Here is a 25,110-nt window from a genome sequence, read left to right as displayed (position 1 = left end):
TCATGGCTGTGTCCATGCCATCAAAACAAAAAGTATATCACGGTGTATTAACCGAGATTCGACACTTTATTAATAGTAATAATTTACAACCAGGAGACAAGCTTCCTTCGGAAAGAGAGCTTGCTGAAAAGCTCCAAGCCGGAAGGTCTTCCATACGTGAGGCATTACGCGCAATGGAACTACTAGGTTTAATTGAGACACGGCATGGTGAGGGTACTTATTTAAGTGCTTATCGTTCTTATCAGACGGTTGAATTGCTCTCTTCTTTTATATTACAAGGAGATCAAATAAAGGTTGAATTATTACTTACTATTCGAATATTAGAAAAAGAGGCAGCAAAACTTGCTTTTGATAGGATACATGAAACAGAAATCAAAGCGTTGAAAACGATTATAACTAGTGATGAACGAAAGCCAAACGATAGGCACGCTGCTTTTTTTAGTTATATCTTTGAAAGAACAGATAATTTGTTATTTACGAAGGTATGGCGTTTAATGTATGAATTTGCTATCACCGTAGAGGATGTTTATACGAGTTCCATATTTTATCAAGAACTCATTCAGCTGTACGTTGAACGAGATTTTAATTCGATTGAAACGTTATTCGACGCTTTAGCTGATAAATAAAGGTTTTTAGACGGCGGATTATGACAATTTTTTTAATTTGAGTTCGCTATACTATATATTATAGGGTTTCATTCTTGCTGTCTTTAAGGCACCAGGCTTTGTTGCTCGTATGCCATGGTTTTGTTGAAAAAAGGAGGAATTGCCTTGCTTAAGGATTTTTTTGGCAAGCGAAGAAAATACGCATCCATTCCTAGCGAACAAGCAAAAGCAGATGTTCCAGAAGGGCTAATGCAAAAATGTAACGGATGTCATAAAATATATTATCGAAAAGAAATGAATAAGAATTTACAAGTTTGTCCAAATTGTGGGTATCATCACCCCTTACAAGCTTGGGATCGTATCGATACATTATTTGATGAAAACAGCTTTGAAGAATGGGATAATGATCTTATTACGAGTAACCCACTTCAGTTTCCTGGTTATGAAGAAAAAGTGGTAAAAGATCGTAAAAAAACAGGTTTAAATGAGGGTGTCGTTACAGGAAAAGGTACAATTGAAGGACAAGCTACAGCGTTTGCTGTCATGGATTCGACTTTTCGAATGGGAAGTATGGGATCTGTAATCGGTGAAAAAATTGCAAGAGCATTAGAAAACGCAAAGAATGAAGGACTGCCCTTTATTATATTTACTGCATCTGGTGGAGCGAGGATGCAGGAAGGTTTATTAAGCTTAATGCAAATGACAAAGACTTCTATTGCCGTGAAACGTTTTAGCGATGCAGGTGGGTTTATGGTTTCTGTCATGACGCATCCTACAACTGGCGGAGTATCTGCAAGTTTTGCATCAATAGGTGATTATAATATCGCAGAACCTGGAGCGTTAATCGGATTTGCAGGTAGACGAATTATTGAACAAACAATTAGGGAAAAATTACCAGAAGATTTTCAGACTGCTGAGTTTCAATTAAAGCATGGACAGCTCGATAAGGTTGTTCACCGTCAAGAAATGCAGGAACTATTATCAAAGTTGCTTAAGTTTCATCAGAAAGGTGGGGAAGAAGCGTGAAACAAGTTTTAGAATTTGAGAAACCCATCGTTGATTTAAAAGAGAAAATCTCTGAACTTAAGCGATTTACACAGGATAGTGAGATTGATTTATCGGATGAAATTACAACATTAGAGAAAAGGCTAGCTGTATTAGAAAATGATATTTACGGAAACTTAAAACCCTGGGATCGAGTCCAACTTGCAAGACATTCAGAGCGTCCGACTACATTAGACTATGTTCATAAACTGTTCACCGATTTTATTGAATTTCATGGAGATCGGTTATTTGGTGATGATGAGGCAATAATTGCTGGAATAGCATATTATAAAGATAATCCAGTTACTGTTATAGGGCATCAACGTGGGAAAGATACAAAAGAAAATTTACGAAGAAATTTCGGTATGCCACATCCAGAAGGCTACCGTAAGGCATTAAGACATATGAAGCAGGCAGAGAAGTTCGGACGACCAATCATTTGTTTTATAGATACAAAGGGTGCATATCCAGGAAAAGCTGCTGAAGAAAGAGGCCAAAGTGAGGCGATAGCCCGTAATCTAATGGAAATGGCAGGCTTAAGAGTCCCCATCGTATGTGTGGTTATTGGCGAAGGAGGCAGCGGTGGTGCCCTTGCCTTAGGAGTTGGTGATGAGATACATATGCTGGAAAACAGTACGTACTCTGTTATATCTCCGGAGGGAGCTGCATCCATCCTGTGGAAAGATTCGGCATATGCTCAGCGTGCAGCTGAATCAATGAAAATTACCGCATATGATTTGAAGAAATTGCAAGTGATTGATAAGATAGTACCTGAGCCTAAAGGTGGAGCACATCGAGATTTAGACCAACAAGCGGCTTATTTGGATGAGGTATTAGAGCAATCGTTGCATACGTTAAGTAAATGCTCTGCAGACACATTGCTTGAGAATAGATGGCAAAAATATAAACAGATCGGTGATTATAATCTGTTATAACTCAAGTGCTGTTCTTTCTTCTTTTAAAGATTGCAAGGCAGTTTGTAAAGTGTTAAGCATATCAGGCGCGTACATTATTTTTAGAGGTTGACATTTTATGTCAACCTCATCTTCGTGTTTTTGATGAAATTCTCTATGTTCTACATGCTTTCAATTGCTATTTTACTAAATTCCAATTATCTTTAAGAGAGGGTATTATTAAACATAGATAAAAAGTTCGACTAGAGGTGAATTGTATTTATGAAAAAAATTGGTGTATTGACTAGTGGTGGAGATGCTCCAGGAATGAATGCAGCCATTCGAGCAGTAGTACGAAAAGCCATTTATCATAATATAGAGGTTTACGGTATTAAATATGGCTATCAAGGATTAATGGAAGGTAATATTGAACGAATGGAAATTGGTTCAGTAGGTGATATTATTCATCGTGGTGGTACGATTCTTTATTCTGCAAGAAGTCAAGAATTTAAAACAGAGGAAGGGCAACAAAAAGGTATTAAGCAGTTGGAGAAATTTGGAATTGAAGGATTAATCATTATAGGCGGTGACGGTAGTTTTCGTGGTGCTCAAAAACTAACCGAAAAAGGCTATCCTTGTATAGGTGTGCCAGGAACCATTGATAATGACATTGCTGGAACTGATTTTACCATTGGTTTCGATACAGCACTTAATACTGTCATCGAGGCTATTGATAAGATACGTGATACAGCTACTTCGCATGAACGAACATATATTATAGAAGTGATGGGAAGAGATGCAGGAGATCTTGCACTCTGGGCTGGCTTAGCAGATGGTGCCGAGAGTATTCTTATCCCTGAAAAACAAGAAGATTTTAATATGGTTATAGAAAAGCTAAGGCGTGGGCATAAGCGTGGTAAGAAGCATAGTATAATTGTGCTCGCTGAAGGTGTTGGAAGTGGTTTTGAGTATGGTAAACGTATTGAAAAAGCAACAGATCTTGATACGCGTGTTACCGTATTGGGACATATTCAGCGTGGCGGATCACCAACTGCTTCAGATCGAGTCTTAGCTAGCAGACTAGGAGCAAAAGCGGTAGATCTGTTGCTGCAAGGAAAAGCTGGAAGAATGGTAGGAATTAAAAATAATTCTTTAGTAGATCATGACATCATTACGACATTGAACGAAGAACATACCATTAATGATGAGATGTACAAGCTGTCACAAGAATTATCTATATAGTTTAGTTGTTTTTTCGGATGGTAACGAATTGTAATTTATTTTCACTCAACATATTTTTATTGACGTATAGACGATAAAAGAACTGCCGTTAGCACCGTTTCTCTAAGGGAATGAATTCTTTTAAATAAGTGTTACTTTATTGGTATTAGCTAAGGAGGAAGCAAGAAATGAGAAATACAAAGATTGTATGTACGATTGGACCCGCTTCGGAATCAATCGACAAATTAGAAAAACTGATTGAAGCAGGTATGAATGTTGCTAGGTTAAACTTTTCGCATGGTGATTTTGAAGAGCATGGTGCTCGTATACGTAATATTCGTAAGGCTGCCGAAAAAACAGGGAAAACAGTAGGTATACTATTAGATACAAAAGGGCCAGAAATTCGTACAGGGAACTTTAAAGATGGAAAGGCAGAGCTTGTTCAAGGTAATGATGTATATGTTTCCATGAAAGAAGTTGAAGGTACTGCTGAGCGTTTTTCTATCACGTATCCGGGATTAATAAATGATGTACACGAAGGTTCTAAGATACTATTAGATGACGGTCTTATTGAACTAGAGGTTACCGATGTTGATAAAGCGAACCAAGAATTAAAGACGACAGCCTTAAATTCTGGACTAATAAAAAATAAAAAAGGGGTAAACGTGCCAAATGTATCCGTAAACCTTCCAGGTATTACTGAAAAGGATGCTAAGGATATTGAGTTCGGTATTGAACAAAATGTCGATTTCATTGCCGCATCATTTGTCAGACGTCCATCTGATATATTAGAAATTAAAGAGCTTTTAGAAAAACATCATGCTACACATATACAAATTATCCCTAAAATTGAAAATCAAGAAGGTGTTGATAATATCGACAGTATTCTTGAAGTGAGCGATGGACTAATGGTTGCACGTGGAGATTTGGGAGTAGAAATTCCTGCTGAAGATGTGCCGTTAGTACAGAAAAAATTAATTAAACAATGTAATACAGCAGGTAAACCAGTGATTACAGCAACGCAAATGTTAGATTCTATGCAACGAAATCCACGTCCCACAAGAGCAGAGGCATCTGATGTTGCAAATGCTATATTCGATGGTACGGACGCAATTATGCTATCAGGAGAAACCGCTGCTGGTGATTATCCAGTTGAATCGGTACAAACAATGAGCAATATTGCAATAAAAGCAGAAACTGGTTTAGATCATCATTCTATTTTACGAGATCGATCCAAACACGTTGATATGACAATCACAGATGCTATTAGTCAGTCGGTTACGCATACGGCAATGAATTTGTCTGTTAGTTCCATTATTACACCAACAGAGAGTGGGCATACCGCACGCATGATTTCCAAATATCGTCCACAGGTACCAATATTGGCAGTAACCTTCTCAGAAAGGGTAAATCGTCAACTAGCATTGGTCTGGGGAATTCATGCAGTAATGGGTGATCGAGCAAATTCAACGGACGAAATGCTCGATGTCGCAGTTGAGCGTGGATTGCAATCAGGGATTGTTGAACACGGGAATAGAGTAATCATTACAGCTGGAGTTCCCGTTGGTGAAAGTGGTACAACAAATCTGATGAAGGTACACGTGATAGGTGACGTTATCGCAAAGGGACAAGGAATTGGGAGAAAAAGTGCATATGGCAAAGCAGTCGTTGTGAAATCTGCTGAAGAAGCAGTGAAGCAAGTACAAGAAGGAGATATTTTAGTAACATATGGTACAGACAGAGAAATGATGCCAGCAATTGAAAAAGCCAGTGGCATCATAACAGAAGAAGGTGGCTTAACTTCTCATGCGGCTGTTGTTGGTTTAAGCCTTGGTATTCCGGTTGTTGTAGGTGTTAAAAACGTATTTGATGTTATCAAAAATGCAGAAGATATTACAATTGATGGCGCAAAAGGCGATATTTATCAAGGACATACAAGAGTCCTTTAACGAAGAAACAGTGAAAAAGGACGATAATCCTTTTTCACTGTTTACTTTTTTCTTTAATTCGTATCATATTATGACAATACTTTGTAGAGGGAGCTAAATCTATGCGTTGGTTTTTGTTGATAGCGTTTTTATTATCCGCGTTAGAGATAGGTGTATTTATATGGGTTGGTGGTATGATAGGCGCATGGTGGGTTGTTCTATTAATATTACTAACTGGTGCAGTAGGGTTTTTATTAGCGAAGCAACAGGGTATTGAAACATGGAAGCGCGCACAACTTTCTATGCAGAAAGGAGAAGCGCCTACTGGCTACATTATTGATGGCATCTGTATTTTAATTGGTGCTGTTTTATTAGTAACGCCAGGTTTTATATCAGATTTTATTGGGTTTATGTTAGTAATCCCAACAACACGGAGACCGTTTAGGAAAAAGATAGAGCAATTTATAAAACGATGGATTACAAATCGAAAGATAATCTACCGTAGATGGTAATATTAGCCTTTAATAAACTGCAAAATTTCTTGAAATGTACCTGCTTGATGTAATGCATTTATGATGATCAAGAAGACAGGCGCTAGTATAAATCCAACTACGCCCCAAAGCTGTATACCTACAAATAATGTAATTAATGCTGCTAAAGGGTGAAGTCCCATACTTGAAGCAAGGATTTTTGGCTCAATAAACTGACGAATAATAATAATTAAACCATATAGAATAGCTAAACTAATAGTCATAGAATAATTACCAATTAGGAATACGTAGACCATCCAAGGAATAAAGATAATTCCCGAGCCAATATATGGGAGGATGTCCATCATTGCCGAGTAGAGTGCAATTGTAAAAGCATGTTCGATGTTTAATAGTAATAAACCAACATAAACGAGTAAAGCAGTTATCAATACAAGAATACATTGAGCTTTGATATATCCAGATATTGTGCTTTTTAGATGCCTCGCGATATTAGCCATTGGTTGCTTGGCGAAGCTTGGACTCAAATTCTTTAAAAGATGCTTTAGGCTGTCATAATCATTTGTAATTAAAAAAACCGCAAGAAGAATAAAGAGAATGACAGTGATAGAACTAGGTAAGCTAGTAATGAAAGCTGGTATCTTGAAGAGTAGATCTTGTACAAAAGTGGTTCCGCTTGCAGTAAGATTAGTAACAAACTGTTTTATATTTTCACTGATCGCTAATTGTTGAGAAGTGTCTAACATGCGAACATAAGAAATAATTTTCTGATATAATGGTATGATGGTGTTATTAATAAAATCTGTTACGAAGAGACTAATTGTTTGGAAATGCTGTGGTATCTCATCTGCTAAAAATTGTGTGCCTTGTAATAGCTCGGAAAAAATGAATAGTAGAATACCCCCTAGAGTGGCAATGATTATAATCATGATAAAGGTAACTGCTAGCATTCTAGGGAATTTCAGCTTTCTTTCAAGGATTGATACTACTGGATTTATTAGAGCTGATAGAAGTATTGCAATCACTAAAGGGTATAAATATGCAAAGCTTTTCGTAACAACGATGCACAAAACAATGAAGACGATAGCAACAATAAAAAAACGTAATGTTTGAAATAAAATTGGCTTGTACATAATGTAACCTCATTTTTATAGAATTCTAATAGCTTCTTTTAATTACATATGAAATTTTAATGAAGAATAGACGTATAAATTAGTAAAGTCGATGTTCATTGTACAAACGAGCGTTGGTTTTCTTTTTTTCTACATATAACTGAAAGTGAAACCTTGACTTTAAGCAATCAAGCGATATGTAAGTGGAAATCGACTGCCAGTAAATGTCCGAGTGGTTCAAAGGCCTTTAGGTCATACCTCTTGTGGTACTAACATCCTTGGGGGATAAACAAAACCCTAAGGATTGAAGCTTCACTTTATATGAATTTAATGGGGAATATTTATTGAAGTAAATCCATTTTTTGCAAGAAATACGTGGTTCTTGTAAAATTTATTGGTAAAATTAATCGGTTTCAATTCACATTAGATTCATAATACTTTATAATTATCCATGGGGATAATTATAATTTTGTAAGAATATTGTCGAAAAAAAGATAATATCCTGAATAATTAATAAAGGAGAGGGTTTGTTATGACAGCAACAACGAAAGGCCTTGAAGGAGTTGTAGCAACTCAATCGTCAATTAGTTCTATCATAGATGACCAGCTGACATATGTTGGATATAAGATTGATGATTTAGCCGAGAATTCGAGCTTTGAAGAGATCATTTACCTGTTATGGAATCAAAAACTTCCAACAAAAGCTGAATTAGATGCTATGAAAAAAGAGCTTGCTGCAAATATGGAATTGCCTGATGCAGTACTTAATCATCTACGATCCTATGATCTTTCTTCTGTTCACCCAATGGCAGCGCTGCGAACTGCTATTTCTTTATTAGGGCTTTATGATGAAGAGGCAGATGTCATGGAGAGGGAAGTCAATAAGAAGAAAGCAATCCGTATACAAGCGAAAATCTCTACAATTGTTACTGCTTTTGCAAGAATTCGTCAGGGTAAAGACCCTATTAAGCCAAAAAAAGAATATAGTTACTCCGAGAACTTCTTGTATATGCTTAACGGTGTAGAACCAAAAGATGTCGAAGTAGAAGCAATTAATAAAGCATTCGTACTTCATGCAGATCATGAATTGAATGCTTCCACATTTACTGCTCGTGTATGTGTGGCAACGTTATCTGATATCTACTCAGGCGTTACTGCTGCAATAGGTGCTTTAAAAGGCCCACTTCATGGGGGAGCCAATGAAGGTGTTATGAAAATGCTAACCGAAATTGGCGAAGAGGAAAATGCTATACCATATATTAAGAAAAAACTAGAAAGCAAAGAGAAAATCATGGGTATGGGACACCGCGTTTATCGTAATGGTGATCCACGTGCCAAGTTTTTAAAAGAAATGTCAAGACAGCTCACAGAATTAACTGGTCAACCGAAATGGTATAATATGTCCGTTAAAATTGAAGATTACATTAAAGAGCATAAAGGGCTTCCTGCAAACGTAGATTTCTATTCGGCTTCTGTATACCACAGCTTGGGAATAGACCACGACTTATTTACACCGATATTTGCCATAAGCCGTGTTTCGGGATGGTTAGCTCATATTCTTGAACAATACGATAATAACCGATTAATTCGCCCTCGTGCTGATTACATTGGTCCAAAATCGCCCGAATATGTAGCTATAGACAAACGCTAATATCGTGTTTATTAGCGTAATCTTTATGCCGTTATGAGGGGAAAGAAACAACATCACTACTAGTTTGGTAGCAAGCAAAGATTTTCACATAAGTAAATCTTTGCTAAACTATAGATGCAGAATGAATTATAGGAGGTAACGATTGCTATGACACAAGGGGAAAAAATTATTGTAGAAAATGGAAAAATGAATGTTCCAGATACACCGATTGTACCGTTTATTGAAGGGGATGGTACTGGTCCGGATATTTGGGCTGCTGCTAGTAAAGTAATTGAAGCTGCGGTTGAGAAAGCTTACAATGGAACGAAAAAAATTGAATGGTTAGAAGTTTATGCTGGTCAAAAAGCCTATGACAAAACAGGTGAGTGGTTACCAAAGGATACACTTGATAAAATTAATGAATATAAGATTGCGATTAAAGGTCCGCTTACAACACCGATTGGTGGAGGAATTCGTTCTCTTAATGTAGCGCTTCGTCAAGAATTAGATCTATTTACTTGCTTACGCCCAGTTCGTTATTTTGAAGGTGTTCCGTCACCAGTTAAACGTCCAGAAGATGTGGACATGGTAATTTTCCGTGAAAATACGGAGGACATCTACGCTGGAATTGAATGGCAAAAAGGCTCGGATGAAGTTAAGAAAGTGATTAAGTTTCTAAAAAATGAAATGAACGTTTCTAATATCCGATTCCCGGAAACTTCTGGTATTGGAGTAAAACCAGTTTCTGAAGAAGGTACAAAACGACTTGTACGCTCAAGTATTCAATACGCATTAAATGAAGGGCGTAAAAGTGTTACTTTAGTACATAAAGGTAACATCATGAAGTTTACAGAAGGTGCATTTAAAGCTTGGGGCTATGAAGTAGCAGAAGAAGAGTTTGGTGATAAAGTATTTACATGGGCAGAGTATGATCGTATTGTTGAAAAAGAAGGAAAAGATGTAGCTAACAAAGCGCAAGATGATGCATTAGCAGCTGGTAAAATTTTAGTTAAAGATGCAATCGCTGATATTTTCCTACAACAAATTCTTACTCGTCCAAATGAGTTTGATGTTGTAGCGACAATGAACTTAAATGGGGACTACATTTCAGATGCACTTGCTGCACAAGTAGGTGGAATTGGTATAGCACCAGGCGCTAATATTAATTACGATACAGGTCATGCTATTTTTGAAGCTACTCATGGTACAGCTCCTAAATATGCAGGGTTAGATAAAGTAAATCCGTCATCTGTTATTTTATCAGCTGTTCTTATGTTAGAGCATTTAGGATGGAGAGAAGCAGCTGATCTTATTACAAATGCAATGGATAAAACAATTGCTTCTAAAGTGGTAACCTATGATTTCGCTCGCTTGATGGATGGTGCAACAGAGGTTAAATGTTCAGAATTTGGTAACGAACTTATTAAAAACATGGATTAATACACAAAGGGGATTTTTAAATGGCTATAAAGAGAAGTAAGATATCTGTAATTGGCTCAGGCTTTACAGGGGCAACTACTGCTTTAATGCTAGCTCAAAAAGAACTAGGAGATATAGTCCTTGTTGATATTCCAAACATGGAAGACCCAACAAAAGGAAAAGCCCTTGATATGCTAGAAGCTAGTCCTGTACAGGGCTTTGATGCTTCCATTAGTGGAACATCAAATTATGAAGATACAAAAGACTCTGACCTGGTAATCATTACAGCTGGAATTGCTCGAAAACCAGGTATGAGCCGTGATGATTTAGTTAATACAAATGCTAAAATCATGAAATCCGTTGCAAAAGAAGTTGTTAACTATTCGCCTGAAACGTATATTGTAGTGTTAACAAATCCTGTTGATGCTATGACTTATACAATTTTCAAAGAATCTGGTCTTCCAAAAGAACGTGTTATTGGTCAGTCTGGTGTACTTGATACAGCAAGGTTCCGTACATTTGTTGCCCAAGAACTTAATTTATCGGTTAAAGATGTTACTGGATTTGTGTTAGGTGGACACGGTGATGACATGGTGCCATTAATTCGTTATTCCTATGCAGGTGGAATTCCATTAGAAAAGCTAATTTCGAAGGATCGCTTAGATGCAATTGTGGAACGTACACGTAAAGGCGGGGGAGAAATTGTCGGTCTATTAGGGAATGGAAGTGCCTATTATGCTCCTGCTGCATCATTAACAGTTATGGCCGAGGCTATTCTGAAGGATCAGCGTCGCGTTCTTCCAGCAATTGCATATTTAGAAGGTGAATACGGCTATTCTGATATTTACCTAGGGGTTCCTACTGTGCTAGGCGGAAAAGGAATTGAAGAGATCATTGAGTTAGACTTAACAGATGAAGAGAAAGCAGCTTTAGATAAATCAGCTGACTCTGTTAAAAATGTTTTAAACATATTAGATTAATTATTGTATATATAAAGAGCACAATCTTAGGATACGAAGTTATACTGAATGCTCCCTCTAAGTAGACAGATTAAAAAATACAATCTGACACTTGGAGGGTGTTTTATTATTCCTCTTTTTCGACATAGTGATGATTACTGCCAAAGCATGGATACAATGGTCCGTTAATCAAATCCGAGCCGACCTACGAATTGCGGAAAACAGCACGAATTTGCAGGTTTATGCAACTACAATAATTTTGCTTAGTCACGTAGCTAGACCCCGCTGCCCCATACTTCCGTTTGCGATGCGATGATTGAATAAGGATTATTTCGGCTTTAGATATTACTCTGTTTAGCTATGTTTCTTAATGGCTCTTCGCTCGTTTTATCTGTAAAAAGTGGTAATATAGCTGAGTTTTTGTTATAATAGAAAGCGCTTACATTACGGGGGTGTAGTTATGCTAGGTAAGAAACGACCATTAGGAAAAGAATTAAATGAAATTCAAGTGGGAGATACTTACTCAGAAACGAAAAAAATGGATGATAGGGACTTATTATTATATTTAGGTTTAACAGGTGATGCAAACCCTTTGTATCTTCAACATGATTATGCATCATTAACTGCTTATGAAAAGCCGATTGTACCATCTGTTATGTTATTTGGCATGGTCTCATCATTAGTATCTATGTCTCTTCCGGGACCTGGTAGCCACATTACACAACATGAAATGACTTTTCCTGCTCCAGTTTACCATAGTACAACAGTAGCTTTTACGTTAGAAGTAATTGCAATCGATTACCAGAACAAGCAAGTTGCTATGAGTGTGACTGGAACGAATCATGAAAATGAGATTGTCGTTCGCGGTAAGCTGTATGTAAGTCCAGCTTGTAAACCTAATTCATTGACTGCAAAATCATTAGAAAACTTTTTTTAATAATTTCTAATGTTAGGAAATACTATTCTAAAGAGGGGTAGTATTTCTTTTTGATTTTGTAAAAAATAATTTACAAACTCCTAACTTGTTCACATTAACTACTATTCATTGTAAGATGAAAGGTGTACCAAATATTCTACTTGCGAACAGAAACGGGGACTGTACATGAACGAGAAAATCTTAATTGTCGATGATGAAAAGTCGATTGTTACATTACTAAACTTTAATATTGGAAAAGCAGGCTTTATTACCGATGTTGCCTATGATGGAGCAGAGGCTGTAAAGAAAGCTGAAGGAAATGATTATGATTTAATTGTTCTAGACCTTATGCTTCCTGAAATGGATGGAATGGAAGTTTGTAGGTATTTGCGTAACAATAAAATAGATACACCAATCTTAATGTTAACTGCAAAGGATGAAGAGTTTGATAAGGTGCTCGGACTTGAGCTTGGCGCTGATGATTACTTAACAAAGCCTTTTAGTCCGAAGGAAGTAATAGCACGAATAAAAGCGATATTAAGAAGATCGAATAAAGTAGAGAAATCAAATTTTTCTTATATACAAATTGGAGATTTGACAGTCTATCCTGAGAGATACGAGGCAGAAATGAATGATAAAGTAATTACATTTACGCGAAAGGAGTTTGAACTCCTTTACTATCTGGCGAAAAATAAAGGGAAAGTCATCTCTAGAGATCAACTGCTTAGCGGTGTTTGGGATTATGATTTTGTTGGTGATACGCGAATTGTGGATGTTCATGTTTCTCATCTTCGCGATAAAATAGAACCAGATTCTAAAAAACCTGTTTATATTAAAACGGTAAGGGGTCTGGGGTATAAAATGGAGGACCCTAGTTAATGCAATTTTTATTTAGGAAGCCAATTTTTGGTTATGTTATCGGAATCTTTATGGTTGTTGCGATAACAGGAATTTTATTAAGCGTATTACTAGGAAACTATGTTACGCTAACTGCAGTGTTATTCATTCAATTTATAATATTATTACTGTTTTTACTTCATTTTCATGAAAGATTTATAAAACCAATTAAAAAAGCAACGAAGACTGTGGATGAGATTGTTAAAGGTAATTACCGTGCTAGATTTCATCACCCAAGTGGAGACAGTATTGGTATGTTAAGTAATAAGATCAATTCGTTAGCGCGGAACTTAAGCGAATTATCTATTCAAGAACAAATGCAGTCTGAACAGCTGTCTACGATTATAGAAAATACACAAAGTGGGCTCGTTTTAATTGATTCAAAAGGCTACATCCATTTCGTTAACGGTAAATTTATTTCGTTATTCGGATTAACCGCAAAGGATTATCAAGGTTATTTATATTATGATGTGTTGGACAATGAAATTATCCATGAAACAGTCCAAAAAACCTTCTTATACGAACGAAATGTAAAAGAGGAATTCACGCATTTTAAAGGAATTGATAAGTTTTATATTGAAATCGTTGGTGCTCCTATTTTTAATGATCGAAATATGCTAAAAGGAGCTGTGTTAGTTTTATACGATATTACAGAAATGAAGAAGCTTGAATTAATGCGTAAGGATTTTGTAGCAAATGTATCCCATGAGTTAAAAACGCCGATTACTTCTATTAAAGGATTCGCTGAAACGCTTTTGGATAACTCCATGCCACATTCAGAAGATAACAAGGAATTTCTAGAAATTATTTATAAAGAAAGTCATCGCCTCCAGCTGTTAATAGAGGATTTACTAATACTTTCGAGGCTGGAGAAAGAAAATTTTCAATTGGTTTTAACGACATTTAATGTGAAGGAGCTCGTTCGAGAAGTTAAGCTAATTGTAGAACATAAGATGAAAAAAAAGGACCTATCATTTTCTGTTGATGTAGAAGAGGGGTTAGAATTAACTGCAGATATGGAAAAAATAAAACAAATTATGATTAACTTATTAGATAATGCTATTAATTATACCCCCGAAAAAGGTAGAGTTAACTTGGAAGTAAAGCGAAGTGATGACACCGTTAGTATTCAAGTGAAAGATTCTGGAATTGGGATTGAAAAAGATGCACTTCCTCGTATCTTCGAGCGTTTTTACCGGGTAGATAAAGCACGGAGTAGAAATACAGGTGGTACAGGGCTTGGCCTCGCCATCGTTAAACATATTGTTGAGGTTCATGACGGAGACATACAAATAGAAAGCGAACCTGGGCAAGGGACAGCTGTAACTGTGTATTTACCAAAGGTGAGAATAGATGACTAACAGCATACGACAAAAGTAATGAATAAACAATAAAAAGCGAACGATAATTAGTTAAAACTAATTATCGTTCGTTTTTTGGTGGTCTAGGAAAGTATAAAATGTGCCGATGTGGATAAATAGGGGCGTGTTGAGCCGCGCCCAGCTCCAGCACCCAGAAACAAGGCGACTTCACGAATCGCCCTAATCTAATTCGGCTCGCAAGCACACCGTGATTCTTTTATCTCCGTTGACTCGCATCATTCGCTACGTTTCTAATCGGGTGCTTGCGCTTTTGTTCTTAGAATAATTAATGAAGCACCTGAAAATGCAATGCTCCTTCAAAAGAAGAACGTTTTTCTGCGCCGATGTATCGCTGCCGAAGCCTTCCTTATCTAGCAGGAACAGCACGAGTTCGAAGCTCCACTTGGTAACGTGTTTTTCTTTACCAAGTTAGCTAAGGCCGTTCCTGCGGAAAGCGAGTATATTTTCATGATGCGTCGGTGATGCTCCCATTGATAACATGATTATTCGTATTTGAGTAATGAAGTTTTGTTTTGTCCCATCTTCTTCTTTTTTAGCAGCTGTTTAGAAAGAAGTCACATCATAGTAAGAAAGAACAAAATGATAAGGAAGGCAGTAATCTTTTCTGTTATATGCTTACATAGAGAATGTCGTTTCACTTTATGAAGCTAGGATGATAAAATATGGTTAATGAAGAAATTAACGGAGGCGAGAAGATGGGCAATAAACTGGTTTTAATTGACGGGAACAGTATTATCTATCGAGCATTCTTTGCGTTGCCATTATTAAATAATGATAAAGGTGTTTACACGAACGCTGTATATGGGTTTACCACAATGCTGTTAAGAATACTAGAAGAAGAAAAGCCAACACATATGTTAGTAGCATTTGATGCAGGTAAAACAACCTTTAGACATGCTACATATAAAGAATATAAAGGGGGACGCCAAAAAACACCACCGGAGTTATCGGAACAATTTCCATTACTTAAGGAAGTATTGGACGCATTTGAAATTGCCCATTACCAACTGGAGAATTATGAAGCGGATGACATCATCGGAACGTTATCGAAGCTTGTAACACCAGATGAATGGAATGTAACGGTCATTTCTGGTGATAAGGATTTGTTACAGCTTGTTTCCGACAAGGTTACTGTTAGTTTGACGAAAAAGGGAATTAGTGATGTTGAACGATATACACCTCAATTTTTAAAAGAGAAAATGGAAATCACCCAAGATCAGATTATCGATTTAAAGGCATTAATGGGTGATAAATCGGATAATATACCCGGTGTTCCTGGTGTTGGAGAAAAGACTGCAGTAAAACTTTTAAAACAATTTCATACCTTAGAACAAGTCTACGAAAATATTGATGATATTGGTGGTAAGAAATTAAAAGAAAAGCTCATTACGCATAAAGATGACGCATTTATGAGTAAAGAGCTAGTAACAATAAATCAAGATTCGCCTATAACTATTTCTACAGATGATATTCCTTACAAAGGCTATCAGCAAAACAATGTAACTAATATTTTTAAGCAACTAGGCTTTCAATCCCTACTAAATCGAATTGACGGAGGAGAAGTAGAAGTAGGAAGTAATCATGTTCCAAAGAAAGAAATAGATTACACTATTCTATCAAACGTTACTAATGATACGTTTACAGGTGAAGAGGCATTGATTATAGAGATGCTAGGAGAAAACTACCATCAGTCAGCAATTGAAGGGTTTGGTATAGTCAATAAGGACAATGCCTACTTTATATCCACTGAAAATGCCTTGAATTCTGAAGCATTTAAAAATTGGTTGGAGGATGCGAGTAAACATAAGGTCGTATTTGATGCGAAAAAAACACTGGTTTCTTTGCTGAGGTATGACATTCATACAAAAGGCATAATCTTTGATATGCTACTAGCATCGTATTTACTGAATCCATCTGAGAATAATCACGATATTCCCGCGATAGCGAACCGACTGGGACAGGCTGATTGTCTATTTGATGAAGAAGTGTATGGTAAGGGTGCTAAACAAAAGGTACCGGAATTGGATATTTTAGCGGAGCATGTAGCTCGAAAAGCCAACATATTGTTTAGCTTAAGAGATACGATGCAACAACAACTAAAAGATAACGAACAATATGAGCTGTTTAAAGAGCTTGAGATGCCATTAGCATTAATTTTAGGAGAAATGGAGCATACCGGAGTTTTAGTGGACGCGGATCGTTTGGAAGAAATGCGTACTGATTTAAAAGAGCGATTAGCGGATCTTGAGCGAGAAGTGCATGAATTGGCAGGCGAGTCATTTAATTTAAATTCTCCCAAACAGCTAGGCCCTATCCTATTTGAAAAGCTAAAGCTTCCTGTTATAAAAAAAACGAAGACAGGTTATTCTACTGCTGCTGATGTTTTAGAGCAGCTGCAAGGTGAGCACGAAATAATTCCAAAGCTGTTGTTATATCGTCAGCTTGGAAAGTTACAATCTACGTATATTGAAGGTTTATTAAAAGTAGTAAATAAACAGTCTAATAAAATCCATACCCGATTTAACCAGGCGTTAACGCAAACTGGCAGGTTAAGCTCCATTGATCCAAATCTGCAAAACATACCTATTCGTTTAGAGGAAGGTAGAAAAATACGTCATGCATTTATACCTGCAAATGAGGATTGGGTTATGTTTGCAGCTGATTACTCACAGATAGAATTACGGGTATTAGCACATATTGCTAAAGATGAAAAATTGATTGCTGCTTTTAAAAATGACTCAGATATCCACACACAAACAGCGATGGATGTATTCCATGTTGATAAAGACGAAGTAACTGCTAATATGCGCCGTCAAGCAAAAGCTGTAAACTTTGGTATTGTTTATGGAATTAGTGATTATGGACTCTCTCAAAACCTTGGAATTACAAGGAAGGAAGCTAAGCAATTCATTGAGCGATACTTCGAGAGCTATCCGGGTGTTAAAACATATATGGATGAAATCGTACAAGAAGCGAAGCACAAAGGCTTCGTAAGTACATTGATGAATCGGAGAAGGTATTTACCAGAAATCACAAGTAGGAATTTTAATTTGCGGAGCTTTGCCGAAAGGACTGCCATGAATACGCCGATTCAAGGAAGTGCTGCTGATATTATAAAAAAAGCGATGATCGACCTGCATGGAAAGCTAAAAGATGAAAAACTACAGGCACGTATGCTGCTTCAAGTTCATGATGAACTCATTTTAGAAGCACCAAAATCAGAAATAGAAAAACTAAAAGAAATAGTCCCAGCTATGATGGAAAACACTGTAGAATTAATGGTTCCATTAAAGGTTGATTATGCCTTTGGTGATAGCTGGTTTGATGCAAAATAAGGAGATAATAAGATGCCTGAATTACCAGAAGTTGAAACGATTAGAAAAACGTTAAAACAGTTCGTTTTAAATAAAACAATCGATCATGTTGATGTTCATTGGGGAAAAATAATAAAACGGCCTGATGACTTGGAACAATTTAAAATGGAACTTGTTGGACAGACAATACATGATATTTTGCGGAAAGGAAAGTTTCTATTATTCCAATTAGATGATTACGTATTAGTTTCACATTTACGGATGGAAGGTAAATATCGTGTTACGAAGTCGTCTGAACCACTAAAGAAACATACCCATATTATTTTTTCTTTTACGAATGGGGAAGAGCTTCGGTATAATGATGTTCGTAAGTTTGGAACAATGCACCTTTTCAAAAAAGGGGAAGAAATGAAAAGTAAACCATTAAACTTATTAGGGCCAGATCCTTTTGATCCTGCATTTACAACGGATTACTTTATAAATAATTTAAAAAAAACAGAACGAGTTATTAAATCGGCCTTACTTGATCAGGGAATTGTCGCTGGATTGGGAAATATTTATGTTGATGAAACATTATTTCGTGCAGGAGTTCACCCATTGCGGCAAGCTAATAAGCTAACGCATAAAGAAATTACAGAAGTTCGCAAACAGGCAATTGTAACCATTCAGGAAGCAGTAAAACAGGGTGGGACAACGATACGTTCTTATGTAAATGGTCAAGGAGAAATGGGGATGTTTCAACAAGAGTTATTCGTTTATGGACAAGAGGATAAGGCATGTAAAAAATGTGGTAAACAAATTATTAAAATGAAGATAGGTGGACGAGGCACTCATATCTGTACAACCTGCCAACTACTAAAGAGGTGAGGACATGGCACTAATTATTGGATTAACCGGAAGTATTGCTAGTGGTAAAAGTACCGTATCCCTTATGTTTGACGATCATAACATACCAGTTGTCGACGCCGACAAAATCTCAAGAGAAGTGGTTAATCCGGGAGAGATAGCTTACGATCAAATCATTGAAGCCTTTGGCAAACAGGTATTACGAGAGGATAAAACGCTCAATCGTGAAAAATTAGGCGAAATTATTTTTGCAGATGAAGCGAAGCGAAAGCAATTAAACGATATCGTTCATCCGGCCGTAAGAGAAAAAATGCTAATGCGAAAAGAAGGTTATGTAAAAGCGGGAGCAGCGTGTGTCGTTCTAGATATTCCACTACTATTTGAAAGCAAACTAGCCTATCTAGTTGATAAAACAATTGTTGTCTATGTTGATGAGCATGTGCAAATCGAAAGACTGATGAAGCGAAATGGTTATTCTGAGAAAGAAGCCAAGCAGCGGATCGCTTCACAAATACCTGTTAAAGAAAAAGCTGCTATGGCAGATGCTGTTATTGATAACAATGGAACAAAACATGCTTCTTATGAACAACTGGAGGAAATCTTACGTACTTGGGGAATTCGTTAACTTGTAAAGAAACCCTACATTTCTAAAAAAATTATAACCGATTTGTGTAGTATGAGAGAAGTGCTTGAGTAATGTAGCGTAAATACTTCTCATTCAGTATAGATCTTACCGTGCCCTTTTCCCTCAAGGAGTCGTCTAGATATTTTCCATTACTAAATGGAGCTAATCATCATTTCATAACTAAAGTCGAACGGATTGATACCGACCCCGTGAAGTTAGAGTGAAAAATCTAACTTCCGAGGGTCGGTATTATGTTGTTTGGCTTATAAATGGATCTCGTATTTACTGGCAGTAAGATCCCCACTTTAAGCAATAAAGTGAACCCAATATGGATCGACTGCCAGTAAATGTCCGATTGGTTCCACTAACAATCAGTTGAGGTATTGCTTACCCCAACTGATTTAAATTTCACAATATTACATACGTTTGTTCTTGCTCTTTTTTAATCTCAAACACATTAATACCTTTGGTTAATTGTTTGAAAACTAAAATATCTGGATAAATCTAAAATAAAACACACATATACCTCCTAATGTGTTATACTAATTAATAAATAAAGAGAAAAAGTATAACTTATAGTGGGAGGACTTTGTATGAATAAAACTCGTGTTGCTATAAATGGATTTGGACGAATCGGACGAATGGTATTTCGTCAAGCGATTTTGGATGAACAACTTGAAGTTGTTGCTATAAATGCAAGTTATCCTGCAGAGACACTGGCGCATCTTATTAAATACGATAGTGTTCACGGTATTTTTGATAAAGAAGTGAAAGCGGTTAATGAAGGAATTATGATTAGTGATAAGAAAATTAAACTTGTAAATTCTCGTGTTCCTGAAAATTTACCGTGGGATGAGTTAAATATCGATATTGTTATTGAAGCAACAGGAAAATTTAAAACGAAAGAAAGTGCAGGAGGGCACATTCGTGCTGGAGCGAAAAAAGTAGTGATTACTGCACCTGGTAAGGAAGTTGATCAAACTATTGTTATGGGAGTAAACGAAGGAGTATATAATCCAGAAAAGGATGATGTAATATCAAATGCATCATGTACAACAAACTGTTTAGCACCGATTGTCAAAATAATTGACGACCATTTTTCAATTGAAAATGGATTAATGACCACAGTGCATGCATTTACAAATGATCAAAAGAATATAGATAACCCGCACAAGGATCTTAGACGAGCTCGGGGTTGCACACAATCTATTATTCCTACGTCTACTGGTGCTGCGAAGGCACTAGGAGAAGTAATCCCACACTTAAACGGAAGATTACATGGAATGGCATTACGTGTACCAACACCTAATGTATCCCTAGTTGATTTGGTTGTCGATGTAAAGAATTCCATTTCGGTTGAAGAGGTTAATCATATTTTTAAACAAGCTCAAGAAACAGATTTTAAAGGTATAGTTAGCTATAGTGAAGAACCATTGGTTTCAATTGATTATACTACAACTGATTTTTCAGCAGTTGTTGATGGTTTATCTACGATGGTAATGGATAATCATAAAGTAAAGGTTCTTGCTTGGTATGATAATGAGTGGGGTTACTCCAAACGAGTGATCGATTTAACAAAGTATGTTGGAAGTTACCTTTATCAAAAACAAGCGCAAATTAGCTAACTGGAATGTTCATTAGTGCATATACATGTACTGTCTAAGCAATGTGAAAAATATTGCAAATGTCTGTGAAACAGGTTATACTTTTCGTTGTATTCTTGATTAATTTGTTTTTCTGCTTAAAGGGTTAGGACCTCATCGGACTAACTTTCCCCCGTGGCAGAAAGTAGGGCTTCAAGAAACAATACCATGAGGGGGATAAATACATGGATACAATGGGAAGGCACGTTATTGCGGAACTTTGGCAGTGCAATGTTAATAAATTAAATGATATGCGTTTAATCGAACGAATTTTTGTGGATGCTGCTTTAAAAGCAGGAGCTGAGATTCGTGAGGTTGCTTTTCACAAATTTGCCCCACATGGCGTGAGCGGTGTAGTCATTATTTCAGAATCGCATTTAACGATTCATAGCTTTCCTGAACATGGGTATGCGAGTATAGATGTATACACATGCGGGGAGGTTATCGATCCGAATATAGCGGCTCAGTATATTGCAAATGCACTTGAGGCAAAGCGTTTTGAAAAAGTTGAAATACCACGAGGGCTAGGTTCTGTTAATATAAAGGAAAGTCGTAAAAAGGCTTAATGAATAGTTCAATAAGTACAAAAAGGTCGATGGTCTGTGGAACTTGCAGCAGAATATCGACCTTTTTTACTGTCTAAGAAATTATAAAATTAGTCGTGTGGATAAATAGGCGCGTGTTGAGCTACGTCCAGCTCCAGAAACGAGGCGACTCCACGAATCACCCTAATCTAAGTTATCATCGGCTCGCAAGCTCACCGTAATACCTTTATCTCCGTTGCCTCGCTCCAGTCACTACGTTTCTAATCGAGCGCTTGGGCTTTTGTTCTCTGAAACTATGAAGTTAACAGCGAATTATTTCTGTTAGAGGTTTTAAGCAAAACATGTTAATATAGTAATACTATACATATGAAAAATATACGCAATTGGGGTGTTGAGAATGTCGTTACGAAATACGATGGCCAAATTTTTTAGCAACCATGCTGAAACTAGAGATAACCATTGGGATACCTCACTCCAAACACATTATTATAAAACAACCAGAGATAAAGGAATGGGTACGCTAGAAGATATGTTCAGACGTTCTGATACGTATCAACTACATTCAATATCGAAAGAACATGGTGAAATCAGTGTAAATATAAAAAAGGGAAAAAAGGCATTTATCATTGCAACTATTATAATGGTACGTCCCTATCAAACTGCAATAGATTTTTCCGTAACTACGGAATCGATTTTACCATTTGATTTTGGCTATAGTACAAAGGTAATACAGCGACTTTATAACGAAATAAGTAAAGAGTTACCAATCATTACAAAACAAGACATGCATAGGTAGACATGAGGAGTGGGGTTGAACGGTATGAGGTGTTCAAATTGCCATAACAAAAGCACAAAGGTACTAGATTCGAGACCAATTGAAGAAGGACAATCCATCCGTAGACGTAGGGAATGTGAGCAGTGTGGCTTTCGATTTACAACATTTGAACGAATTGAAGATGTTCCCTTAATTGTTGTAAAGAAGGATGGAGTGCGCCAAGAATTCAATCGTGAGAAATTAATACGAGGCTTAATCAGAGCTTGTGAAAAACGACCGGTTCCACTAGAAAAAATAGAGGAAATTGCAGTTGAGGTAGAAAAAGAACTGCGTAATGAAGGAGTATCAGAAATTGATAGTAAAGAGGTAGGCGAAAGGGTTATGGATCGACTTTCAAAAGTGGATGAAGTAGCTTATGTTCGTTTTGCTTCTGTGTACCGTCAATTTAAAGATATTAGCGTTTTTCTTGATGAATTAAAAGACTTAATTAATACAGAGAATAAATAAACATTATATGCTTAAATGAAAGGATTAGAGCAATGGTGAACAGGATAGGAAAGATTTTACCTGTTGAAGGATATTATGTTGTACTTAAAGAAACACTACCGGTAGATTATGCTAAATCCCTAACGCATTTGTACCAACCGTTAATTGGAATTCAAGCGGTCACATTATATCAAACACTTCTTCATGAAATCGAATTACAGCTTAATAAATCAGAACCCCAAACACACCATACATTGATGAATTATTTAAATTTACCATTAGATGAGATCTATAGCGCCAGATTAAAACTAGAAGCAATTGGAATGTTAAAAACATTTAAAAGATCGGAAGGGTCGAATAATGTTTTTACGTATGAATTACAACAGTTATTTTCACCAGCGCATTTTTTTAAAGATCCAATGCTTTCACAGCTGCTGTATCATCATATAGGTAATGATAAATTTCAATTTTTAAAGCAGCATTTCACTCCATCACCAAACGAGTCCTTTGGTGTAAACATTACAGCTACGTTCCAGGATGTCTTTGAAACGGTAACACCATCGTACCAGCAAGAAAATATGGATGTGGAAGAAGCTGAATTGGATATGCTGGATGTAGATTTTTCGTGGATGGAGCATGCTTTAAAACAGCGTATGATACCTATAAGAAAAGTACTTACTACTCAAAATCGAAAACTCATTTCGCAAATGATGTTTCTGTATAATTTAGAGTCCCATGATATTGAAAAATCGGTATTATGGGCTTTAACGGAGGAAAATTGTTTAAATACAGAAGAGTTTAAAGCGGCGTGTCACGATGTATTTAAGCAAAAGTATAGAGGGAATAATATAAGACTTTCAGCTAAAACAAGTCAAATGAAAAACGCTACTTCAAAATCCAAACAGCCACTCACTAAAGAGGAGCAATTAATTGAGCAATTAGAAACCATTTCTCCTAGACAATTGCTAGAAGATTTATCTAGCGGGAACCATGCTTCAGAGCAAGATTTGCGATTGATTCGTGATATTATGACGTCACAAGGTCTGCCATCACCAGTTATGAATGTGTTAATTCATTACGTTTTGCTGCAATCCAATATGAAATTATCTAAAGCATATGTAGAAAAAATTGCCAGTCATTGGTCAAGAGCGAATTTACAAACTGCAAAAGAGGCTATGGCATTTGCAAAGAAAGAAAAAGATAGCTACCAAAAAGTTAAAAAAACCAATAGTGGTTATGGTGTAAGAAACAAAAAAGAGGTTATTCCAGACTGGTTTAAAGAGCAAAAGAAAAAACAACTACAGGCGACTGCTACCAAAGAAGAGGAAATCGACGAAGCGAAGGAACAGCGTGAATTAGAGGAATTGCTAAGGCAATATTCTAGTAACAATAAATAAGCATGATTAAGGATGATTGAAATGAAGCCAGTACAATCTTCACTAAAAAAGTGGATGAGGGGAAATAATAATTTTCAAGAAAACTATACAAAAATTAAGCATGAAATTTTAAGTGACCCTGAAATATCGGTATTTCTATCTCAGCATCCTCAATTACCACAGTCTGAAATTGATAAAAACTTAATGAAACTATATGAATACAAGTCACAATCAAAACAGTGTGATAATTGTACTTGCTTCGCTGAATGTAAAAATATGCTTCAGGGATATTCTCCAAATCTATATGTAGAGGGAAAAGAGATACATTTATCTTATGAAAAATGCCATCTTCGTATAGATCATGAGAGACAACAAGAGCAACAAAAGTTAGTGCAAAGCTTATACATGCCTAAGCAAATCTTAGAAGCAGCTATTGATGATATCGATACAGATCCAAAACGTAGTAAGGCAGTCCGAGACTTGTTGCAATTTGTTGAAGAAGCAAAATCTGGAATACCTGAAAAAGGTATTTACTTTTATGGCCCGTTTGGAGTAGGAAAAACATATTTTTTAGGAGCATTGGCTAATAAATTAAAAGAACTTCATATTTCCTCTACACTCATTTATATGCCAGAGTTTGTACGCGAGATAAAATCCTCGATGAAAGACGATACCGTTAATAAAAAATTGGATTACTTCAAAAAAGCAGATGTTTTAATGCTTGATGATATTGGCGCGGAAATGCAATCTTCCTGGTTTCGAGATGAGATTCTCGGTTCGTTGCTACAATATCGAATGATGGAAGGACTCCCAGTTTTTTTCACTTCCAATTATAGTATGGGGCAGCTGGAAGATCACCTTGCTCAAACGAAAAGTGGTGTAGAGCAAGTCAAAGCTGGTCGTATTATTGAAAGAATGAAACAAGTTAGTAAAGAAGTCCATATAAATTCCGAAAATAGAAGACAATAATCTAGTAAAGAGCTTGAAAAAATTCAAGCTCTTTTTT

Annotated in this window: 22 protein-coding genes; 21 read left to right on the top strand and 1 reads right to left on the bottom strand. The window is 36.5% G+C overall.

The genetic code is table 11. The annotated features are described in order from the left end of the window. The first annotated feature begins 2 nt into the window (after positions 1 to 2). From JUJ52_RS09410 to JUJ52_RS09385, 6 genes are all read left to right on the top strand, one after another. Complete coding sequence (locus JUJ52_RS09410) at positions 3 to 626, top strand: FadR/GntR family transcriptional regulator (protein WP_034679105.1); 624 nt, start codon at positions 3 to 5, stop codon at positions 624 to 626. Positions 627 to 770: 144 nt separating this feature from the next. Beyond that, entirely contained in the window at positions 771 to 1,631 is an 861-nt protein-coding gene (accD, locus tag JUJ52_RS09405) for an acetyl-CoA carboxylase, carboxyltransferase subunit beta (RefSeq protein ID WP_026681425.1), read from the top strand. Beyond that, positions 1,628 to 2,584 carry an acetyl-CoA carboxylase carboxyl transferase subunit alpha gene (gene accA, locus JUJ52_RS09400; protein WP_026681424.1) on the top strand — a complete coding sequence of 319 codons (957 nt, stop codon included), beginning with the start codon at positions 1,628 to 1,630 and terminating at the stop codon, positions 2,582 to 2,584. Before accD ends, accA begins: the two co-directional genes overlap by 4 nt. Before the next feature lie 240 nt (positions 2,585 to 2,824). Further along, on the top strand, positions 2,825 to 3,784 hold the full coding sequence (gene pfkA, locus JUJ52_RS09395) for a 6-phosphofructokinase (RefSeq protein ID WP_026681423.1): 960 nt from the start codon (positions 2,825 to 2,827) through the stop codon (positions 3,782 to 3,784). Positions 3,785 to 3,951: 167 nt separating this feature from the next. Next, positions 3,952 to 5,712: a pyruvate kinase gene (pyk, locus tag JUJ52_RS09390; RefSeq protein ID WP_121605478.1), complete on the top strand. Its 1,761-nt coding sequence runs from the start codon at positions 3,952 to 3,954 to the stop codon at positions 5,710 to 5,712. A 101-nt stretch (positions 5,713 to 5,813) separates the two neighbouring features. Next, the gene (locus JUJ52_RS09385) at positions 5,814 to 6,203 is read left to right on the top strand and encodes an FxsA family protein (RefSeq protein ID WP_205388701.1); all 390 of its coding nucleotides are present in this window, start codon (positions 5,814 to 5,816) and stop codon (positions 6,201 to 6,203) included. A 2-nt stretch (positions 6,204 to 6,205) separates the two neighbouring features. Here the strand turns inward: JUJ52_RS09385 and ytvI are convergent, their stop codons facing one another. Further along, the gene (gene ytvI / locus JUJ52_RS09380; protein WP_026681420.1) at positions 6,206 to 7,312 is read right to left on the bottom strand and encodes a sporulation integral membrane protein YtvI; all 1,107 of its coding nucleotides are present in this window, start codon (positions 7,310 to 7,312) and stop codon (positions 6,206 to 6,208) included. Positions 7,313 to 7,823: 511 nt separating this feature from the next. Here ytvI and citZ point away from each other — a divergent pair. The 15 genes from citZ to dnaI all read left to right on the top strand — a co-directional run bounded on the left by citZ (position 7,824) and on the right by dnaI (position 25,073). After that, entirely contained in the window at positions 7,824 to 8,942 is a 1,119-nt protein-coding gene (gene citZ / locus JUJ52_RS09375) for a citrate synthase (RefSeq protein ID WP_026681419.1), read from the top strand. 147 nt (positions 8,943 to 9,089) lie between these two features. Beyond that, positions 9,090 to 10,361, top strand: a complete 1,272-nt coding sequence (gene icd / locus JUJ52_RS09370; RefSeq protein WP_026681418.1) for an NADP-dependent isocitrate dehydrogenase — start codon at positions 9,090 to 9,092, stop codon at positions 10,359 to 10,361. Positions 10,362 to 10,381: 20 nt separating this feature from the next. Continuing rightward, the gene (gene mdh, locus JUJ52_RS09365) at positions 10,382 to 11,320 is read left to right on the top strand and encodes a malate dehydrogenase (RefSeq protein ID WP_026681417.1); all 939 of its coding nucleotides are present in this window, start codon (positions 10,382 to 10,384) and stop codon (positions 11,318 to 11,320) included. Positions 11,321 to 11,759: 439 nt separating this feature from the next. Continuing rightward, positions 11,760 to 12,236 carry a MaoC/PaaZ C-terminal domain-containing protein gene (locus JUJ52_RS09360; protein ID WP_121605475.1) on the top strand — a complete coding sequence of 159 codons (477 nt, stop codon included), beginning with the start codon at positions 11,760 to 11,762 and terminating at the stop codon, positions 12,234 to 12,236. A 165-nt stretch (positions 12,237 to 12,401) separates the two neighbouring features. Beyond that, positions 12,402 to 13,094 (top strand): response regulator transcription factor, encoded by a 693-nt coding sequence (locus JUJ52_RS09355; protein ID WP_026681415.1) that lies wholly within the window; start codon positions 12,402 to 12,404, stop codon positions 13,092 to 13,094. Further along, positions 13,094 to 14,473, top strand: a complete 1,380-nt coding sequence (gene pnpS, locus JUJ52_RS09350) for a two-component system histidine kinase PnpS (protein ID WP_121605474.1) — start codon at positions 13,094 to 13,096, stop codon at positions 14,471 to 14,473. The genes JUJ52_RS09355 and pnpS overlap by 1 nt, the downstream gene beginning before the upstream one ends. Before the next feature lie 716 nt (positions 14,474 to 15,189). Further along, positions 15,190 to 17,829: a DNA polymerase I gene (gene polA, locus JUJ52_RS09345; protein WP_166530179.1), complete on the top strand. Its 2,640-nt coding sequence runs from the start codon at positions 15,190 to 15,192 to the stop codon at positions 17,827 to 17,829. A gap of 12 nt (positions 17,830 to 17,841) precedes the next feature. Then, complete coding sequence (mutM, locus tag JUJ52_RS09340) at positions 17,842 to 18,675, top strand: DNA-formamidopyrimidine glycosylase (RefSeq protein WP_205388700.1); 834 nt, start codon at positions 17,842 to 17,844, stop codon at positions 18,673 to 18,675. Between the two features lie 4 nt (positions 18,676 to 18,679). After that, a complete protein-coding gene (gene coaE, locus JUJ52_RS09335) occupies positions 18,680 to 19,279 on the top strand; it encodes a dephospho-CoA kinase (RefSeq protein ID WP_166530171.1) in 600 nt (199 codons plus the stop codon). Positions 19,280 to 19,872: 593 nt separating this feature from the next. Beyond that, positions 19,873 to 20,904 carry a glyceraldehyde-3-phosphate dehydrogenase gene (locus tag JUJ52_RS09330; RefSeq protein WP_026681410.1) on the top strand — a complete coding sequence of 344 codons (1,032 nt, stop codon included), beginning with the start codon at positions 19,873 to 19,875 and terminating at the stop codon, positions 20,902 to 20,904. A gap of 203 nt (positions 20,905 to 21,107) precedes the next feature. Further along, positions 21,108 to 21,488 (top strand): adenosylmethionine decarboxylase, encoded by a 381-nt coding sequence (speD, locus tag JUJ52_RS09325; RefSeq protein ID WP_026681409.1) that lies wholly within the window; start codon positions 21,108 to 21,110, stop codon positions 21,486 to 21,488. A gap of 376 nt (positions 21,489 to 21,864) precedes the next feature. Next, a complete protein-coding gene (locus JUJ52_RS09320) occupies positions 21,865 to 22,263 on the top strand; it encodes a hypothetical protein (RefSeq protein ID WP_026681408.1) in 399 nt (132 codons plus the stop codon). A gap of 24 nt (positions 22,264 to 22,287) precedes the next feature. Next, complete coding sequence (gene nrdR / locus JUJ52_RS09315) at positions 22,288 to 22,749, top strand: transcriptional regulator NrdR (RefSeq protein WP_026681407.1); 462 nt, start codon at positions 22,288 to 22,290, stop codon at positions 22,747 to 22,749. A gap of 32 nt (positions 22,750 to 22,781) precedes the next feature. Then, entirely contained in the window at positions 22,782 to 24,125 is a 1,344-nt protein-coding gene (locus JUJ52_RS09310) for a replication initiation and membrane attachment family protein (protein ID WP_226983526.1), read from the top strand. Between the two features lie 21 nt (positions 24,126 to 24,146). Continuing rightward, complete coding sequence (gene dnaI / locus JUJ52_RS09305; RefSeq protein ID WP_026681405.1) at positions 24,147 to 25,073, top strand: primosomal protein DnaI; 927 nt, start codon at positions 24,147 to 24,149, stop codon at positions 25,071 to 25,073. Positions 25,074 to 25,110: the final 37 nt, after the last annotated feature.

The organism is Virgibacillus sp. AGTR, assembly GCF_016919725.2.
Lineage (GTDB): Bacteria > Bacillota > Bacilli > Bacillales > Amphibacillaceae > Virgibacillus > Virgibacillus salarius.
This window is presented reverse-complemented; position numbering and strand designations above follow the sequence as displayed.

Excerpts from the sequence above, each read along its gene's own strand:
- JUJ52_RS09410 (WP_034679105.1), top strand. The coding sequence starts at position 3 with ATGGCTGTGTCCATGCCATCAAAACAAAAAGTATATCACGGTGTATTA.
- pfkA (WP_026681423.1), top strand. The coding sequence starts at position 2,825 with ATGAAAAAAATTGGTGTATTGACTAGTGGTGGAGATGCTCCAGGAATG.
- pyk (WP_121605478.1), top strand. The coding sequence starts at position 3,952 with ATGAGAAATACAAAGATTGTATGTACGATTGGACCCGCTTCGGAATCA.
- JUJ52_RS09385 (WP_205388701.1), top strand. The coding sequence starts at position 5,814 with ATGCGTTGGTTTTTGTTGATAGCGTTTTTATTATCCGCGTTAGAGATA.
- ytvI (WP_026681420.1), bottom strand. The coding sequence starts at position 7,312 with ATGTACAAGCCAATTTTATTTCAAACATTACGTTTTTTTATTGTTGCT.
- citZ (WP_026681419.1), top strand. The coding sequence starts at position 7,824 with ATGACAGCAACAACGAAAGGCCTTGAAGGAGTTGTAGCAACTCAATCG.
- icd (WP_026681418.1), top strand. The coding sequence starts at position 9,090 with ATGACACAAGGGGAAAAAATTATTGTAGAAAATGGAAAAATGAATGTT.
- mdh (WP_026681417.1), top strand. The coding sequence starts at position 10,382 with ATGGCTATAAAGAGAAGTAAGATATCTGTAATTGGCTCAGGCTTTACA.
- JUJ52_RS09360 (WP_121605475.1), top strand. The coding sequence starts at position 11,760 with ATGCTAGGTAAGAAACGACCATTAGGAAAAGAATTAAATGAAATTCAA.
- JUJ52_RS09355 (WP_026681415.1), top strand. The coding sequence starts at position 12,402 with ATGAACGAGAAAATCTTAATTGTCGATGATGAAAAGTCGATTGTTACA.
- pnpS (WP_121605474.1), top strand. The coding sequence starts at position 13,094 with ATGCAATTTTTATTTAGGAAGCCAATTTTTGGTTATGTTATCGGAATC.
- polA (WP_166530179.1), top strand. The coding sequence starts at position 15,190 with ATGGGCAATAAACTGGTTTTAATTGACGGGAACAGTATTATCTATCGA.
- mutM (WP_205388700.1), top strand. The coding sequence starts at position 17,842 with ATGCCTGAATTACCAGAAGTTGAAACGATTAGAAAAACGTTAAAACAG.
- coaE (WP_166530171.1), top strand. The coding sequence starts at position 18,680 with ATGGCACTAATTATTGGATTAACCGGAAGTATTGCTAGTGGTAAAAGT.
- JUJ52_RS09330 (WP_026681410.1), top strand. The coding sequence starts at position 19,873 with ATGAATAAAACTCGTGTTGCTATAAATGGATTTGGACGAATCGGACGA.
- speD (WP_026681409.1), top strand. The coding sequence starts at position 21,108 with ATGGATACAATGGGAAGGCACGTTATTGCGGAACTTTGGCAGTGCAAT.
- JUJ52_RS09320 (WP_026681408.1), top strand. The coding sequence starts at position 21,865 with ATGTCGTTACGAAATACGATGGCCAAATTTTTTAGCAACCATGCTGAA.
- nrdR (WP_026681407.1), top strand. The coding sequence starts at position 22,288 with ATGAGGTGTTCAAATTGCCATAACAAAAGCACAAAGGTACTAGATTCG.
- JUJ52_RS09310 (WP_226983526.1), top strand. The coding sequence starts at position 22,782 with ATGGTGAACAGGATAGGAAAGATTTTACCTGTTGAAGGATATTATGTT.
- dnaI (WP_026681405.1), top strand. The coding sequence starts at position 24,147 with ATGAAGCCAGTACAATCTTCACTAAAAAAGTGGATGAGGGGAAATAAT.